This is a genomic window from Nonlabens agnitus, assembly GCF_002994045.1.
GTDB classification, from domain to species: domain Bacteria; phylum Bacteroidota; class Bacteroidia; order Flavobacteriales; family Flavobacteriaceae; genus Nonlabens; species Nonlabens agnitus.
Window position 1 is genome coordinate 50775 of the sequence record NZ_MQUC01000003.1, and the last position, 16393, is coordinate 67167.

Sequence of the window (16393 nt, forward strand, 5' to 3'; positions counted from 1 at the left end):
AAGTGACGCAAAATAGTTCACTAAAATGAAACTGGACCAGCTAATTCTTCTTTTGTGAAAATATTACATACGTTTAGTGTATTGCTGTTACATCTTAAATGATGTAGGTACTTTTGCTTATTGAGAGTCTATAAAGGCCGGGCATCTTTTATCATCTTTGAAAACTGCAATAAGCCCTGAACATTCATATCAATACCTATTAAACCGTATGACACCAGAATTCACAGCATTTTACAGCTCTTTATTTGAACCGGACTTACTTCATGAAATCGAGAACGTGTCTCATTTTAGAGAAGTGGAAGAAGGAACAGACCTCATTAAAGTTGGTGAATTTATAAAGTTCATGCCCTTATTGCTATCAGGAAGTATTAAGATCATGCGAGCAGATGCTCAAGGTGATGAACTATTGCTCTACTACCTTGAAAAAGGAGATACTTGCGCGATGACCTTAACGTGCTGTATGGGAAACACCAAAAGCGAAATCCACGCTGTGACAGAAACTCCCGCAAAACTGCTCATGATTCCCATAGGCAAAATGGAAGAATGGTCCAGCAAGTACAAAAGCTGGCGCAACTTCGTATTTAATAGCTATCATACAAGAATGATGGAAATGCTGGAAAGCATCGATAATATCGCATTCAATAAAATGGATGAGCGGCTGGAGAATTACCTAAATGACAAAATAGAAGTGCTCAACAGCAAGCACATCTACACCACACACAAGGATATTGCCAGCGACCTACATACCAGCCGTGTCGTCATCTCAAGACTATTAAAACGAATGGAAAACGACGGCAAGATAAAATTGCACCGCAGCTTTATTGAAGTCCTGTAACAACGGTTACCAAACTAGCTTTCTGCTCCATCTACCTTTGTCCAGAATCTAAAGATAATATGGAGATTGTAGAGGTTTTAGGATACGTTGGCGCGCTTTTCATAGGATTAGTACTGGGATTGATAGGTGGTGGCGGTTCCATTCTCACGGTGCCTATTCTAGTATACGCGCTGTCATTCAACCCTGTTATCGCAACTGCTTACTCCTTATTTGTGGTAGGTTCAACATCCATGGTAGGTGCTGTCAAAAATATGTTTCATGGACGTGTCGCGTTTAAAACAGCCATCATTTTTGCTGTACCAGCCTTTACCGCAGTGTATTTGACACGAGCGTTTATTATTCCTGCCGTCCCGCAAGATTTGTTTAATGTTGGAAACTTCAAGGTCACCAGAGATTTGGCCATCATGATGTTTTTTGCCGTGATCATGCTTATGACTGCGATAACCATGATTCGCAACAGCAAGGAACAACTTATCGAGAAGAAGGCAGAGCTAAACCCCAATTACTTCATATTAGGGATCCAGGGATTGATAATTGGATTGATTACTGGATTGGTTGGTGCTGGCGGCGGTTTTTTAATTATTCCCGCATTGGTACTGCTGGCAAAACTTCCCATGAAAAATGCGGTGGCCACCTCTTTATTTATCATTGCCATCAACTCGCTGATTGGATTTTTGGGCGATGTCCAGAACTACGACATCGACTGGCCATTTCTATTGAAGTTCACTGCGATTTCGATAGTTGGGATCTTTATAGGCATCTGGCTCAACAAATTTGTGGAAGGCAGCAAGCTCAAAAAAGCCTTCGGTTGGTTCGTGCTCATTATGGGTGTCTATATCATCTATAAGGAACTTACCATATAATCTTTTGCAAGATGGATGATAAATATTTCGCTTTCGCGAAAGCGAGTTCTTCAACGATTTCTCAAACATTATTAAACCTTTATGATAGCAAAAGCTTCAGCCTACATGATATTGCTCGAACGAGATCCGTCCAGTGCCGTCCATCTTTAGTAACTTTAAAAAAGAAAATTCAGCATGAAAAATATACTTATAGCTCTTTTAGTTTTAGGATTTTCCAGCAATATTCAAGCGCAATCTGACAGTCTGGTCACTGTGTTGAGCAAGAAGGAATTCAAAGAAGCGATCACGAAAAACGAAGTCCAATTAGTGGACGTACGAACTTCAGCAGAATTTGGTCAAGGAGCGATAGACGGTGCCATAAACATCGATTACTTTGAGAAGGATCAGTTCAAAGAAAGCTTTGAACAATTAAATAAATCAAAGCCCATTTACATCTATTGCAGGTCTGGAAACCGTAGCGGTAAGGCCGCGATCATCCTTGAAGAACTGGGATTTACTAAAATCTATGATTTAAAAGGTGGCTACCTGGACTGGACCAAAGAAGAATAACCGTAAAAGCGAACCGAAGGATCACATCAATCAAAACGAAATAAAATCAATTGCTTTTCAAGAACAATGTCCTTATGTATCAAAGGTTACAACATCTTGTTTTTGCCTTTTTTATTTTTATACCATAAAACAGAATTATGAAGATCAAACAATTTGAATATAAGCCACTATCCCATTATTCCTATGCCATCTTGAGCGGTGGGAAAATGGCAGTGATCGATCCAGAACGCGATCCACAGCAGTATTACGCTTTCGCGAAAGCGAACAACGCCACCATCACCGCCATTATAGAAACGCATCCTCATGCAGATTTTGTGAGCTCGCATTTGGAAATTCACCAAGAAACTGGAGCCACGATTTATAACAGCAAAAAAACAGGAGCTGATTATCCGCACCAGTCATTTGATGATGGTGATCAGATCGAGCTGGGCAAGGTTGTGTTGAAGGCGATCAACACGCCAGGTCATTCTCCAGACAGCATAACCATAGTTGCAACAGATGGAGACCAGACCGCGATGTTTACCGGCGATACCTTGTTTATAGGTGATGTAGGTAGACCCGATTTGCGTGAAAAGGCAGGCAATATGAAAGCAAAACGAGAAGAACTTGCCGAAATGATGTACCACACAACAAAACACAAATACACAGATTTACCAGATGATGCCGTTGTTTATCCTGCACATGGTGCAGGCTCCTTATGTGGTAAAGGTATGAGCGATGCTGCCAGCAGCACGCTGGGCGATGAGCGTGCTAACAATTGGGCGTTTAAAGACCAGACTAAGGAAGAATTCATGGACACCTTGCTGGATGGTCAACCCTTCATTCCAGCATATTTTGGGTACGATGTGGATATCAATAAAACAGGTGCTGATAAGGTAGTACCTGCTATAGAAAGCATTCCTTTTGAAGAGAATGCCACGGCCAGTGGTCTTATTGTTGACATGCGAGACGAGGAAACCTTCAAAAAAGGTCATCTTAAGGGAAGTTTCAACATCCAGGCAGTGTCTGACAATGCAAAATTTGAAACCTGGTTGGGATCGATCATTGAGCCTCAAGAAGCATTTACTCTGGTCATTGATCACAAGGAGAACAAGGACAAATTACTGCATCGAGTTGCCAAAATAGGTTATGAAAAGCAGCTTTCTAAAGTCATTACTCTTGCAAATAAGGATCTTGTAACCACAGACAAATTGGATCTAGAGGATTTTGCTAAGCATCTAGAGAATTATACCATCGTGGATATACGCAATACCAGCGAGGTGGAACAGGGAAAATTCTTTGAGAGCGCACTCGCACATCCATTACATGAATTGCGGGATACGGCTGGCGAGATACCTACTGACAAGCCTATTGTTGTACATTGTGCTGGTGGATATCGCAGTGCCGCAGGTAGCAGCATTCTTGAAAAACAGCTCAATGGTGTGACCATTTACGACTTGAGCGATGATATAGAAAAGTTTAAATAAAAAGGTATTGCAGGTTAACGAGAGATATTACGTCAACCGCAGTGGTTGGTTGCGAGCTGGTGGTTCTGGTATCTGGAAACCAGTATTGCGCATAACGTTTTGGGGAACGACCCCTATGGGAATGACAGCATTGATAGGGCATCTTTTTGATGTGAACTTAGCTTAGAAGAATAGCAGGGTGATGTCTCTAGGAAGGAAAGCGAAAGCAATACTTCTCAACCTTTATAATTTCTAGAGCGGTAACAAAGGTTACACGGGTAATGAGTTGGGTACACTAAGTTTGTAAAAAATTATAATTATGAGTTGGATAAATGATCCATGGCCATGGTATGTTGCTGGGCCTTTAATCGCGCTTACCATGTTCTTGCTGTTGCTAGTAGGTAAGCAATTTGGAATGTCGTCACCGCTGCGCACAACCTGCTCTGCATTAGGAGCTGGAAAGGCTGCTGATTTTTTTAGGTTTGACTGGAAAGCAGAGCGCTGGAACCTTATGGTGGTGCTAGGAGCCATCATAGGTGGTTTTATAGCCTCTAACTTTATGAGCGACAACACGGTAGAGATCAACCCAGAAGTGGCCCAGCAGTTATCCCAAGATTACGGCATTGAAAGTGCGCAAGAAGCCTACTTACCTACTGAAATCTTTGGACTGGAGAATTTTATGGAACCAACTAACCTAGCCATTCTATTGATAGGTGGTATACTGGTCGGTTTTGGTGCGCGATATGCTGGTGGCTGTACTTCTGGTCACGCGATCTCTGGATTGAGTAACCTGCAATTGCCATCTTTAATAGCCGTGATAGGATTCTTTATAGGTGGCCTTATCATGATCAACTTTATTTACCCTTTAATTTTTTAGGACATGAGATACATCACATATTTAGTCATCGGCGTATTTTTTGGGATTGTCATGTTCAAATCAGAGGCGGCATCGTGGTTTCGCATCTATGAAATGTTCCAGTTTGGAAGCTTTCATATGTATGGTATCATAGGATCTGCGCTGGTTATAGGAGTCATAGGCGTCCAGGTGATCAAAAGAAAACGAGTAGGAACGCTGGACGGTAGCGAGATGAGCTTGAAGCCTAAGGATAAAGGCGTTGCCCGTTATTTGATAGGTGGTACGATCTTCGGGTTGGGTTGGGCGCTTTCTGGTGCCTGTCCAGGACCCATGTATGTTCTGTTGGGAGCAGGTTTTCCGTCTATTTTGGTAGTCATTTTTGGCGCGCTTTTAGGCACGTTCTTGTACGGTTTGTTGAAAAGCAAATTGCCACATTAAGTAGTGTTGACTTGTATAATGAGTTTGCTTTCGCGAAAGCGAAACTACCTTCATCATTCACCGCATAGCTTTCAATCTTGAGGTGTTATAAATGTGTCTATATTTTAGAGGAAATGTTAATCGTACCCGAATTTTCCTATTAATTTATGAGTTTTGTGCCATAAACTCATTTGATTCATGGACAGATTCTACCCTAAAAAAACAGCGCAACGTACTCTTAATCACCTTTATCTGTTAGTGTTACTAATTGTGTTTTGTGCACCATCAGTCTATGGACAGCAGGAAAAGGAGGTTTCAAAAAGCGTGTATCTCACTGCAAACCTAGGTGATGACAACAACAGCAAATCTGCCGATGTTCTCAAAGCGATCGTAGAAGCCTCAAAAAAGGATAAGGATGCTGCTTTTGTGGCGTTGGGAAATACCACTAGAAAGAACGGATATCCCAAGGATAAAACCAAAAGAAAGCAGGAAGAGGAATATCTTACCAACAATGTCCTAAATCCACTGGCAGACTTCAACGGCCAGGTGATCTATATTCCTGGAAAAAACGAATGGAATAAAGGTGGTCACAACAATATTGATGATCTAGAATCATTTTTACAAGATAACAGCAAAGGAAAATTCTGGCCTAATGACGGCTGTCCCATAGAACGCGAGACCTTGAGTGATGAGGTAGAACTGGTTATGGTAGACAGTCAATGGTACCTAGAAGATTGGGATGATTATCCTTACATCAATAATGATTGTGAGATCAAGACAAGAGAACAGTTTTTTGTCCAATTCAAAGATGAACTCAAGGATGAGCAGAACAAGACGGTCATCGTCGCGATTCATCATCCTATATTAAGTGCTAACCGTCGTGGTTTCTTTGAGCGTATGGGTGGTTTTTCAAATCAATCCTATTTCAACAACCAGATGCAGTACTTGGTAGGCCGTTTGGAAACCATTGCAAGCCAGTTTGAAGATGTGGTTTTCGTTTCTGGAAACCATAAGAACCTTCAGTTTTTGATGGATGATGGCATCCCACAAGTGATTAGCGGCGCTACTGCAGGAACAGAAAAAACCCGAAACAATTCCAAAAAAGAAATTTTCTCCAATAGTGACCATGGTTTTTCAAAGCTTACCGTTTTTAAGGATGGTAGTTCCCAGGTGGAAATTTTTACTGTGGATGGAGCCAATGTAGAATTGGTTCACACTTCAGAAATTGAACTTAAGAAAGGAAGCCTGGAAGATTTTGAATACCATACTAAAGATGAATTTGGTGAAACTTATGACGCTTCCATTTATACCAAAGAAGAAACCGATAAATCTGGTGTGTACAAATGGTTTTGGGGCGATCACTATAGAGAAGTGTATTCCAAAGAAATAACTGCGCCTGTATTATTCCTAGATGACTTACCTAATAATGTAAGAGCTATTACTGAAGGTGGTGGGAACCAATCCAGAAGTTTGCGATTAATCGATGATAACGAGAACGAATTTACCGTTAGGGAATTGCGCAAGAGCGCCGTTCGTTTTATCCAATCTTCCATTGACGACCATTACGTGTTAGAGTATATGAAAAATACCATTGCAGAAGAAATCGTTCAGGATTACTATACTTCTGCACATCCTTATGCACAATTTGCCGTGAACGAATTGATGGATGCTGTCGATATTTATCATGCAAATCCACGAGTGGTGTACCTGCCTAAGCAAGAACGTTTGGGCCGATTCAATGAGAGCTACGGTGATAAGCTTTATATGTTTGAAGAGCATGTAGGCGATGAGAATATTGGACTAGGTATTTTTGGAAATCCTGATGACATCATCAGTACTTCAGATTTATTGATCGAGATACGCGAGGACAAGGATACCCAAGTAGACGAGTCCGCCTTTATTAAAGCAAGACTTTTTGATATGTTGATAGGTGATTGGGACCGACATGAAGATCAATGGCGCTGGGCAATGACTGAAAAGGAAGACGGCACACAATTATACGTTCCTATTCCTAGAGACCGTGATCAAGCGTTCCCTAAATATGATGGTATATTCCCAACCATTTTGAAGCTAGGAGCACCATTAGCCCGTAACATGCAAACCTATGCACCAGAGGTCCAGAACATCAAAACCTTCAATAATGCTGGTTATTACCTGGACAAAACCTTTATCAATGAAGCAGATTGGCAGGATTGGAAGGCACAAGCAGAATACATTCAAAACAACTTGACCGATGAGGTGATCGATAACGCATTTGAAAATTTATTACCAGATACTAGAGATGAAAACACCGCCCAGATCAAGGAAATCCTGAAAAAACGAAGAGCTAATCTCGTGCAAATCGCCCAAGATTACTACGATTATTTCAAGAAATATGAAACGGTTGTCGCTACCACAAAAGACAATGTAATTGATGTAGAGCGTCTTCCTAATGGTGTGACGAATATCAAGATCACCCAAAAAGACAAGACCATATTTGAGAACACCTATAATCGTGACTTAACTAATGAGATCTGGTTGTATACGTTGGATGGTGATGACACGATAAACGTTACTGGTGACGGCAGCAACTACATAGATTTAAAGATTTTTGGTGGTGAAGAGAATGATATTTATAACATCGAGAATAGACGCAAGGTCAAAGTATTTGATTATGCTTCTAAGAAAAACACCTTCAACACGCCGGTCAATAAAATGCTGTCTGATTCTTATGACATCAACAATTTTGATCCTACTAAACGCGTGTATTCTACAAACGTGATTTTACCTAGTATAGGATTTGATCAAGATGCTGGATTCAATGCTGGTATCAACAATACGTACACTACTTATGGGTTATTGCGCAATCCATTTACAGCACAACACTCCATATCAGCTCAATATTTCTCTGCCACTCAAGGTTTTGAATTTAATTATGTAGGTGAGTTTGCACATATTTTTTACAACTGGAACTTTGGGTTGGACGCTCGCTACACCACTGGGAATTATGCAACCAACTTCTTTGGGATAGGTAATGGGACTTTTTATGACGATGACGCAGTAAGCCTAGACTTTAACCGTACTGAAATCAGACAATGGCACGTTCAACCATCCTTGAAATTCAAAAAATACAATGACTTTACAGCCCACGTGGCGGCAAGGTTAGAGTCTAACGAAGTAGTCGATGATCAAGGTGGTTTTATTGAAACCCAATTCAATGCCAACAATGATGTTTTTGAAAGACAGTTATACGCTGGTGGTGAAGTAGGTTTTAACTACAACAACAAGCAAGGATTGATAAGCTATCCACGTCGTGGTATGGAAATAGGCGTTGTCGCAGGTTACAAACGCAATGTCGATAGTGAATTCAACAATGAGTTTTCCTATGTGCAACCTACAGTTTCCTTCATTTACCCTATTCATGAAAGTGGTGCCGCAGCACTCGCAACCAAGGCTCAAGCACAGTTCAATATAGGCGAGAGCTATGAGTTTTACCATGCAGCATCTGTTGGTGGTAATGAAAGCTTGAGAGGTTATCGCAACGATAGGTTCCAAGGACAGACTTCCTTTTTTCAATCGACAGACCTACGCATTGGTATCACAAAATTCCGAACTTCATATGTGCCTATTCGTATAGGTGTTACTGCAGGATTTGACTACGGTCGCGTGTGGGACGACACAGACACGTCAGAAAAATGGAAAAACAGTTATGGTGGATCGATTTTCATCAATGGTTTCCAGGCGATTACTGCAAACATTGGTTATTATCAAAGTGATGAAGACAATCGTATCATTTTTACCGCTGGTTTTAGATTCTAAAATCAATGTACCAAAAAGCAAAAGGCTGGAAGTAATTCAAGCCTTTTTTTATGTTTTATAGATAGTAAGAAGTTCGCTTTCGCGAAAGCGAACTATTCCAACGTCAACCTAGAATCCTTAAGATTCTGGGCTCACATTCAATTCTTATTGATCAACCGGAGCTTGTTCCTGAACTGGTTCTGGAATAGATAAGCTATCCACGAGCACACTGTCCACCACGATAGGCGGGTTTCTCAACAATGAGTCCTTAATTCTCAAACCTTCCAGATAGGTGCTGTCGGTTTTGTAATAATTGGTCGCCTCAGAAGCTACCTGGTCAGTAAAAGGTGGACATGGGAAATAGGGTCTGGCGTATTCGAAGTTGGTCAACATAGGACGTCTCCAACTGCTCAAACTCTTGAACATGGATGCGACCATAGGCATGGCTGTATTAGCACCGCTACCCATATAGGTTTTCTCAAAATGGACTCGTTTGTCGCGAGCACCTACCCAAGATCCTATTACGATCTCTGGTGAGGCACCTATAAACCAGCCATCACCATTATTTTGAGTGGTTCCAGTCTTGCCAATGATATTATATGGGATTTCCCATCTACTAAATCCAGCTCCAGTTCCTTCAGTCAAAACTTCGCCCATCATTTGTTGCAGTTCCTTGATACTGGCCACAGACGCCACGCCGCCATCATATTTTGGTTTCGCTTCATAAAGAACCGTTCCCTGTTGGTCTGTGATGCGCTGGATCATATAGGGATTGACCTTGTTGCCACCATTGGAAATGCTGGCGTATGCCATGACCATTTCCATCAAACTTATGTTTGCCGTTCCCAGAACAATGGATGGCACCTCTGGAATGTCTGATGTGATACCCATTTTACGCGCCTTTTCTATCGTGTTATCCACGCCTACCTGAAGTTGTAACGCTGCAGAAACCGTGTTCACACTATTTGCCAAAGCACCATGCAAACTGTAGCTACCACCATAGCCACCACTACTGTTTTTAGGCTGCCAGTCCTCGTATTTGCTGTACGTGCGTAGGGAGTTGTCATAATAGTCGCAAGGATCAATGCCTTGGTCCAATGCCGTTAAATAAGTGATAGGTTTAAATGTGGATCCTACCTGATTCTTTGCCTTGATGTTGTCGATTTGTGAAAACCCGTAATCAATACCACCTAGATATCCCAGTATGGCACCGCTGCGAGAGTTCATGGCGAGAATGCCTGTATGCAACCTAATGATGGAGCTTATGATGCTGTCTTCTACCGTTTGCTGTCTTGGTTCAAAGCCTTTACCTATTTCCCAGTATTTACGGCTTTTAGAGGTTTTCCAATAGTCCATGATCTGCTCATCAGTCATTCCATTTTCTTTCATCTGGATGATTTTGGGCTGGATGGCCATGAGGTTAGCAATGAAGGCTTCCTTACCACCATCAGTGGTTTTACTGGTCCAGTGTTGGTCCATGAGTTTTTGTAGGCGCACCATGTTGCGTTCCATGGTTTGTTCTGCATACTTCTGGATGTTGGGTTGTAATGTGGTGTAAATCTGTAGACCGTCGATTTCTAGATCATAGATGCCGCCATCGGGATCTGGATTTTCTGCAGCCCAATTGTTGAACTCCGTGCGTATGTATTCTTTATAGTAACCCGATAGGGATGAGTTTTTCTCTGGTGGACTGTACTTAAGTGTGATTTCAGTTTTTGCTGCGTCTGCTTCTTCTTGGGTTATGGCATTGTTTTTTACCATTTGCTGCAAGACCACATTGCGGCGATTGGTAGAATTCTGCGGATTCTTTCTCGGGTTGTAATACGATGGCGCTTTTAAAACCCCAACGAGCGTTGCGCATTCTGATAAGTTAAGCTGATCTGGAGACTTACTGAAAAAGCGCTGGGCAGCCTTTTCTATACCGTACAGATTCTCACCAAAGGACACCGTGTTGAAATAGAGTAGGAGCAGCTCTTCTTTAGAATAAATCGACTCCAATCGTTTGGCGATGATCACCTCACGCATCTTGTTGATAGGCGTGCTCAATAGCCAGAGATCTTTTCTCCCAAAGACGTTTTTCGCAATTTGCTGTGTGATCGTACTGCCGCCACCTTTTCCCTGTTGCATCAAGATGGACTTGACAAACACACGACCATAACTTCTATAATCAATTCCAGAGTGTTCATAGAAACGCACATCCTCAGTCGCAACTAGTGCTTGTACCAGATAAGGATTGAGCTGGGTAGAGTCAATGTTGCTGCGGTTTTGCAGGTAGAAATAGGCAATGGGCTTCTTATCGCTTCCATAAACCGTTGAGGTTACGGGATTTTCAAGTTTGGCTAGTTCATTGGAATTGGGAACGTGTCCAAAAGCGCCAGCCCAAGTCCCCAAAAACAGAAACACCACAAAGGAAACACCCGCAAGAAAAACCCATCCTAAAGATTTGAAAGGATGCTTTTTGATATAACGCAATATCTGCTGCAAGAAGCCAGCTTGTTGATCATTACTTACGCTTTGGGCCATAGGGTCGTGTTGTTATGGAAATGAATTGATCTTCCCAAGATAAAATTTAATCACGCAATTTATATTATAAAGGTAATTTTAAATCATCTGCGCCGGTTATATGGATGAAAGTTAGATAGCAGTTCGCTTTCGCGAAAGCGAAATAATCCAACATCAAAGCTAGAAAAGTAAGGCAAGGTTGCTCCAGGTCCGACTATAGGTGTTGGTTTTTAATCTATCTAATTGTTAGCATCCAATTAACGCAATGCTAGTTGTCATGTTTATGAATCAGATTATCTTTGCCGGCATTATGGGAGATTTTGTAATACTTGACGTCTGGGCATTTGCCATTAGTGTGTTCACTGGTTTGTTTGCGATCACAAACCCTATTGCTAATGTGCCTGTTTTTTTAGGCTTGACTGAAGGTGCTGGCCGCGTAGAGAAACATAGGATCAACAAAAAGGCAACGTTCACAGCTTTCATGATCATCCTACTGTTTACGTTATTAGGTAAATTTATTTTTGACTTTTTTGGGATTACCATACCGGCATTTAAGATCACTGGTGGACTACTTATTTTTTATGCAGGTTTTAGAATGCTGCAATCCAAAAAGTCGAATTTAAAAACCTTGGAGCAAGTCGATGTAGATGAGAACATCGCGATATCACCACTTGCCATTCCATTGATTGCTGGTCCTGGTACCATTGTAACGACCATGAACTTTGTAACAGATGCCACTTATCTATATATAGGTATCGTCATTGCCATTGCTGCCTTGATTTGCTGGATGAATTATTTGGCTTTTAATTACAGTACCTTCATTGTAGAGAAAATAGGAAACAATATCATTACTGTTATAGGTAAAATCATGGGATTGATTATCGCTATTATAGGAACAACTATGGTGGTGGATGGATTAAAGCTGGCTTTTTAATATTAGACTAGTTTCTTTATACTTATCTTTAAGATTAATAATCAGATGATTAGGTTTGTTTGTAAGTATTGATAAAATCATGAGGCCCATAAAATACATTGAACTAGGTTATGCTGAAATTTTCATTTTTCAGGATTATTTGATCAATCAAATCAAGGATGGCGTGACCGTGAGCATGGAGCACGTTCATGTACTGCGCGATATTATTGAGGAAAACTTTGGAGATCGCGATCTAGTTTATATATCAAATAGAGTAGGCTCTTACTCAGTTGATCCTTTGGTCTATCCACAGGTGACACTCATTGATAACTTGTTAGGTATGGCGATTATCACAGATAATGTTTTACACGAGAAAAGCGTTCAATTTGAGCAGTTGTTTTATAAAAGAGAACTGAAAGTATTTAAGACCTTTGAAGATAGCATCGCATGGGCTGCTGGACTGGTTAGAAAAGCAAAAGAAGCCGCGCGGTTAGAATAAGAGAACTTCTATCGACGCTATAAAAAATAAAAAAACCGCTATTCATCATAAGAATAGCGGTTTTTTAGTGGATTACTTTTCTGTCAATCCTCTTTTTCTACCACCAGATAATCCAGTTTCAAAGCGTTGAATTTACTGTTGAATTCCTTGATGTCACTATCCAAAACCTCGTTGAATTTATTCAATTCAGCTTCAATTTGAGCACTAAGCTCGTTTTTCACGGCAATGTCTTGTGCTGTTGGTGCAAAATCGCCCATGGTGACCAACGCATTAAGGTGAGCCAGTTTGTTGGTCAATTTGATAGGGAAGTTTAAAGGATCTTGACCACTGCGGTTTTGTGTTTGATACAATGCCTTTTCAACTTCTTCAAATTTTGTTTTCATAGAATCGGCTAGTGTGACCATTTCTTTGATTCCTTCAACATCTCTATCGCCATAGACCGTCTTGAACGCAGATAGTTTTTTATTAAAGTCTCTAATATTCTTGATGGATTTGTGAGCCTTATCTACCGTTTCATTGACCTCACTTACAAATTCAAATTGGGCCTTCATGTCTGCAACGGTAGCCTCGCTAATTGGAGTGCGCTTGATAACGATAGGTTGCGTTTGTGTTTCACCGTTGACTTCAAGTTGCACGGTATAGTTTCCGGGTACGGCTTTGGGTCCTGAAAGATCTGCCCACCATAGGATCATGCCGTCCAACTCTTCCGCACCGTCGTATTGAGTGTCCCAATTAAAGGCATTGGCGCCGGTTTCTGGTTTCAGCTTATTCTTTTTGGAATAGGTTGCATATTCTTTGATCAGCTTTTTATTAGCATCCATAAAACGTAAAGCAACACTGTCTTTCTCCTTGAACTCAGGCAGATAATAATGTATTTGTACGCCAGCAGGATGATTGGTTCCAGCGGTCAATGAGCTGCGACCACCACGACCGTCCATACGGTAGGATTCTTTAGGTTTGAATAGCTTTACTTTTTCAGGAAGGCTTGAGGTATTACGCTTTCGCGAAAGCGGACTCATTTCCAAACCTTGACGCACCATGGAAAGATCATCATGAATCCACAAGCTGCGACCTTGTGTGGCGATAATCAGGTTGTCGTCTTTAACGGCAAGATCTGTAACAGGTACGATAGGTAAATTCATTTGAAAGGATTTCCAGGTGTTACCATCATCGCCGCTTATGTACAAGCCTGTTTCAGTTCCTGCATATAACAGTCCTTTTTGTTCCTTGTCTTCTCGTACGACTCGTGTAAAATGCTCTGCAGGAATACCGCTGGTAATTTTTTTCCATGATTTCCCATAGTCCTCGGTTTTATATAAATAGGGCTCAAAGTCTCCCAACTTATATCTGGTAGCAGCGATGTAACAAACCGCAGGGTCAAAAGAACTAGGCTCTATGCTATTGATTTGAGCCCATTCTGGTAGATTTTTAGGGGTGATGTTGCTCCAGTTTTTACCACCATCCTTGGACAAGTGCACTAGGCCATCATCACTTCCTACCCAAAGTTCTCCTTGGTTGATGGGAGATTCCGCTGCGGCAAAAATCGTACAGTAGTATTCCACACTGGTATTATCCTGCGTGATAGGTCCACCGCTGGAAACCAGTTTAGTAGGGTCATTTCTCGTCAAATCTGGCGAAATGGTTTCCCAGCTTTGGCCTTCATTACTGGTGACATGAACATTATTGGAGAATGCATACAATTTATTGTCACCGTGCTTGGAAATGAAGATGGGGAAATTCCATTGGAAACGGTATTTCATGTCTTCGGCACCATGACCCATAGGGTTGTCTGGCCAGACGTTGATACCACGCTGTGACTTGGTAGCGTGATTGAATCGGGTTAGGAAACCGCCATAACTACCACCATACACAATGTCATTGTTATTAGGATCTACTGCAATATGCGCGCTCTCGCCACCTGCGGTTCCTTCCCAATCGGTTTCTGTAATGGAGCCACCAGTGGTGCGATGTGGTATTCTAATCGTACCATTATCCTGTTGTGCCACATAAATTCTATAAGGGAACGAATTATCTGTGGTCACTCTATAGTACTGTGCGGTTGGCTGGTTGTGGTATGTAGACCAGGTCTCGCCGCCATCATAAGTGACCTGTGCGCCACCATCGTCACCCATGATCATACGTTGTGGATCTTCAGGTGCGATCCATAAGTCATGATGATCGCCGTGTGGCGCTCTACCGCTGGTAAAATTGCGGCCGCCATCAGTACTTTTATGGTAGGAAACGTTCACGACATAGACCGCATCTTCATCTTGAGTATCAGCATAGATTCTTGTGTAGTACCAGGCACGTTGTCTTAAGCTGCGATCGTCGTTCGTTTTAGTCCAGGTGAGTCCGGCATCATTACTTCTATAAACACCACCTTGATCCTTATTCTCTACAATAGCATAAAGACGGTCAGAATTCACGGCAGAAACAGTGATTCCCATGATTCCTAAGGTGCCTTTTGCAAAGCCTTCATTTTTGGAGATTTCTGTCCAGGTTTCTCCATAGTCTGTACTTTTCCATAGCGCACTGCCATCGCCACCACTACTCAAACTATAAGGCGTGCGTTGGACTCTCCAGGTAGATGCGTATAAATTACGGGCATTACTAGGGTCGATAATCAAATCTACCGCACCAGCAAGGTCGTTGGTATACAAGGTTTTTTTCCAGGTCTTCCCACCATCAGTGGATTTATACACACCACGATCAGTAGATTCCTTATAGATATTTCCCAGCACTGCTGCATATACGATGTCAGGATTATCTGGATCAATCGCAATTCGTGGTACGTGACGACTTTCAGGCAATCCAGCTTGAGTCCAGCTTTTCCCAGCATCAACAGATTTCCAGATACCGTAACCACTGGAGACATTACCGCGCACCGTTTTCTCGCCGCCGCCTACATATATCACATTGTGATCACTGGGCGCCACACTTACTGCACCTATACTACCGCCAAAATATCCATCAGATATATTGCTCCACGTGCGACCACCATCAGTAGTTTTCCACACGCCGCCGCCAGTACCTCCAAAGTAAAAAAGGTTGGGTTTTCCAGGAACACCAGTTACCGCTGCACTACGTCCACCACGAAATGGCCCTAACAGACGAAACTCCTGGGATTCATAATATTTTTGAGCCTCTGGTGGGTCAGGTAATTGTTGGGAGTTCGCTTTCGCAAAAGCGAAATAACAAAGGACAGCAAATGCATAATATATCTTCATGAATTCAAAATTTGAAATCTAAAGATAGCAAACAAGCGACAAATTGCGGAACTGCATCCAACTTCATAAACCAATACCGAAGCGTACGGAAAACAAACACGGTCAGTTTCTTACAAACTGACCGTATTGTGAACTTTAAGAAAGTCTTGAACTAGTTTTTCTGCGCATACTGCACTTGGCCATTGGCCTCTTTTTTCCTTAGGAAAAAAACTAGATTCGCAGCGTCTGGAACCACATCGCTGCAACACACGATCAAGCTGCATTGTTATGCATTTTCTACCGCGTGCGTGATAGCAGGCGATGGAGATCGACCTTATTCCCACTAACATGATTTTCTTTCATAGAATTGACCATGTAAGGAAAGTCCATGTCATCAAGGTATTTTAAACCGATTTCTTATGAATGATGATCTTAGCATTTGGCAACCTTGTTTTCACACAGGCCAATTCTACTCTTGCAATGCTGGTCCTGCTGGTGACGATAGTTTGTATCCTTTATTATTTGACCTCA

At 41.8% G+C, this 16393-nt stretch carries 12 protein-coding genes; 10 read left to right on the plus strand and 2 right to left on the minus strand.

The annotated features are described in order from the left end of the window. The first annotated feature begins 208 nt into the window (after positions 1-208). From BST86_RS00370 to BST86_RS00400, 8 genes are all read left to right on the plus strand, one after another. Positions 209-835: a Crp/Fnr family transcriptional regulator gene (locus BST86_RS00370; protein ID WP_105981537.1), complete on the plus strand. Its 627-nt coding sequence runs from the start codon at positions 209-211 to the stop codon at positions 833-835. A gap of 59 nt (positions 836-894) precedes the next feature. Further along, complete coding sequence (locus BST86_RS00375; RefSeq protein WP_105981538.1) at positions 895-1698, plus strand: sulfite exporter TauE/SafE family protein; 804 nt, start codon at positions 895-897, stop codon at positions 1696-1698. A 174-nt stretch (positions 1699-1872) separates the two neighbouring features. Beyond that, complete coding sequence (locus BST86_RS00380) at positions 1873-2247, plus strand: rhodanese-like domain-containing protein (protein WP_105981539.1); 375 nt, start codon at positions 1873-1875, stop codon at positions 2245-2247. A 137-nt stretch (positions 2248-2384) separates the two neighbouring features. Continuing rightward, positions 2385-3713 (plus strand): MBL fold metallo-hydrolase, encoded by a 1329-nt coding sequence (locus tag BST86_RS00385; RefSeq protein ID WP_105981540.1) that lies wholly within the window; start codon positions 2385-2387, stop codon positions 3711-3713. Between the two features lie 7 nt (positions 3714-3720). After that, positions 3721-3879, plus strand: a complete 159-nt coding sequence (locus BST86_RS14830) for a hypothetical protein (protein ID WP_172443285.1) — start codon at positions 3721-3723, stop codon at positions 3877-3879. A gap of 132 nt (positions 3880-4011) precedes the next feature. Next, positions 4012-4569: a YeeE/YedE family protein gene (locus BST86_RS00390; RefSeq protein WP_105981541.1), complete on the plus strand. Its 558-nt coding sequence runs from the start codon at positions 4012-4014 to the stop codon at positions 4567-4569. Between the two features lie 3 nt (positions 4570-4572). After that, positions 4573-4986, plus strand: a complete 414-nt coding sequence (locus BST86_RS00395) for a DUF6691 family protein (protein WP_105981542.1) — start codon at positions 4573-4575, stop codon at positions 4984-4986. A 177-nt stretch (positions 4987-5163) separates the two neighbouring features. Next, the gene (locus BST86_RS00400; protein WP_105981543.1) at positions 5164-8763 is read left to right on the plus strand and encodes a ShlB/FhaC/HecB family hemolysin secretion/activation protein; all 3600 of its coding nucleotides are present in this window, start codon (positions 5164-5166) and stop codon (positions 8761-8763) included. Positions 8764-8907: 144 nt separating this feature from the next. Here BST86_RS00400 and BST86_RS00405 read toward each other — a convergent pair whose 3' ends face one another. Continuing rightward, on the minus strand, positions 8908-11265 hold the full coding sequence (locus BST86_RS00405) for a transglycosylase domain-containing protein (RefSeq protein WP_105981544.1): 2358 nt from the start codon (positions 11263-11265) through the stop codon (positions 8908-8910). 262 nt (positions 11266-11527) lie between these two features. Between BST86_RS00405 and BST86_RS00410 the strand changes: the two genes are divergently transcribed. Both BST86_RS00410 and BST86_RS00415 read left to right on the plus strand, forming a co-directional pair. Next, positions 11528-12178, plus strand: coding sequence for a MarC family protein (locus BST86_RS00410; protein ID WP_242446422.1), 651 nt, complete (start codon positions 11528-11530; stop codon positions 12176-12178). 79 nt (positions 12179-12257) lie between these two features. Beyond that, positions 12258-12656: a hypothetical protein gene (locus BST86_RS00415; protein ID WP_105981545.1), complete on the plus strand. Its 399-nt coding sequence runs from the start codon at positions 12258-12260 to the stop codon at positions 12654-12656. 83 nt (positions 12657-12739) lie between these two features. Here BST86_RS00415 and BST86_RS00420 read toward each other — a convergent pair whose 3' ends face one another. Further along, positions 12740-15883, minus strand: coding sequence for a VPS10 domain-containing protein (locus tag BST86_RS00420; protein ID WP_105981546.1), 3144 nt, complete (start codon positions 15881-15883; stop codon positions 12740-12742). Positions 15884-16393: the final 510 nt, after the last annotated feature.

Excerpts from the sequence above, each read along its gene's own strand:
- BST86_RS00415 (WP_105981545.1), top strand. The coding sequence starts at position 12,258 with ATGAGGCCCATAAAATACATTGAACTAGGTTATGCTGAAATTTTCATT.
- BST86_RS00395 (WP_105981542.1), top strand. The coding sequence starts at position 4,573 with ATGAGATACATCACATATTTAGTCATCGGCGTATTTTTTGGGATTGTC.
- BST86_RS00390 (WP_105981541.1), top strand. The coding sequence starts at position 4,012 with ATGAGTTGGATAAATGATCCATGGCCATGGTATGTTGCTGGGCCTTTA.
- BST86_RS00375 (WP_105981538.1), top strand. The coding sequence starts at position 895 with ATGGAGATTGTAGAGGTTTTAGGATACGTTGGCGCGCTTTTCATAGGA.
- BST86_RS00420 (WP_105981546.1), bottom strand. The coding sequence starts at position 15,883 with ATGAAGATATATTATGCATTTGCTGTCCTTTGTTATTTCGCTTTTGCG.
- BST86_RS00380 (WP_105981539.1), top strand. The coding sequence starts at position 1,873 with ATGAAAAATATACTTATAGCTCTTTTAGTTTTAGGATTTTCCAGCAAT.
- BST86_RS00400 (WP_105981543.1), top strand. The coding sequence starts at position 5,164 with ATGGACAGATTCTACCCTAAAAAAACAGCGCAACGTACTCTTAATCAC.
- BST86_RS00405 (WP_105981544.1), bottom strand. The coding sequence starts at position 11,265 with ATGGCCCAAAGCGTAAGTAATGATCAACAAGCTGGCTTCTTGCAGCAG.
- BST86_RS00370 (WP_105981537.1), top strand. The coding sequence starts at position 209 with ATGACACCAGAATTCACAGCATTTTACAGCTCTTTATTTGAACCGGAC.
- BST86_RS00385 (WP_105981540.1), top strand. The coding sequence starts at position 2,385 with ATGAAGATCAAACAATTTGAATATAAGCCACTATCCCATTATTCCTAT.
- BST86_RS00410 (WP_242446422.1), top strand. The coding sequence starts at position 11,528 with ATGAATCAGATTATCTTTGCCGGCATTATGGGAGATTTTGTAATACTT.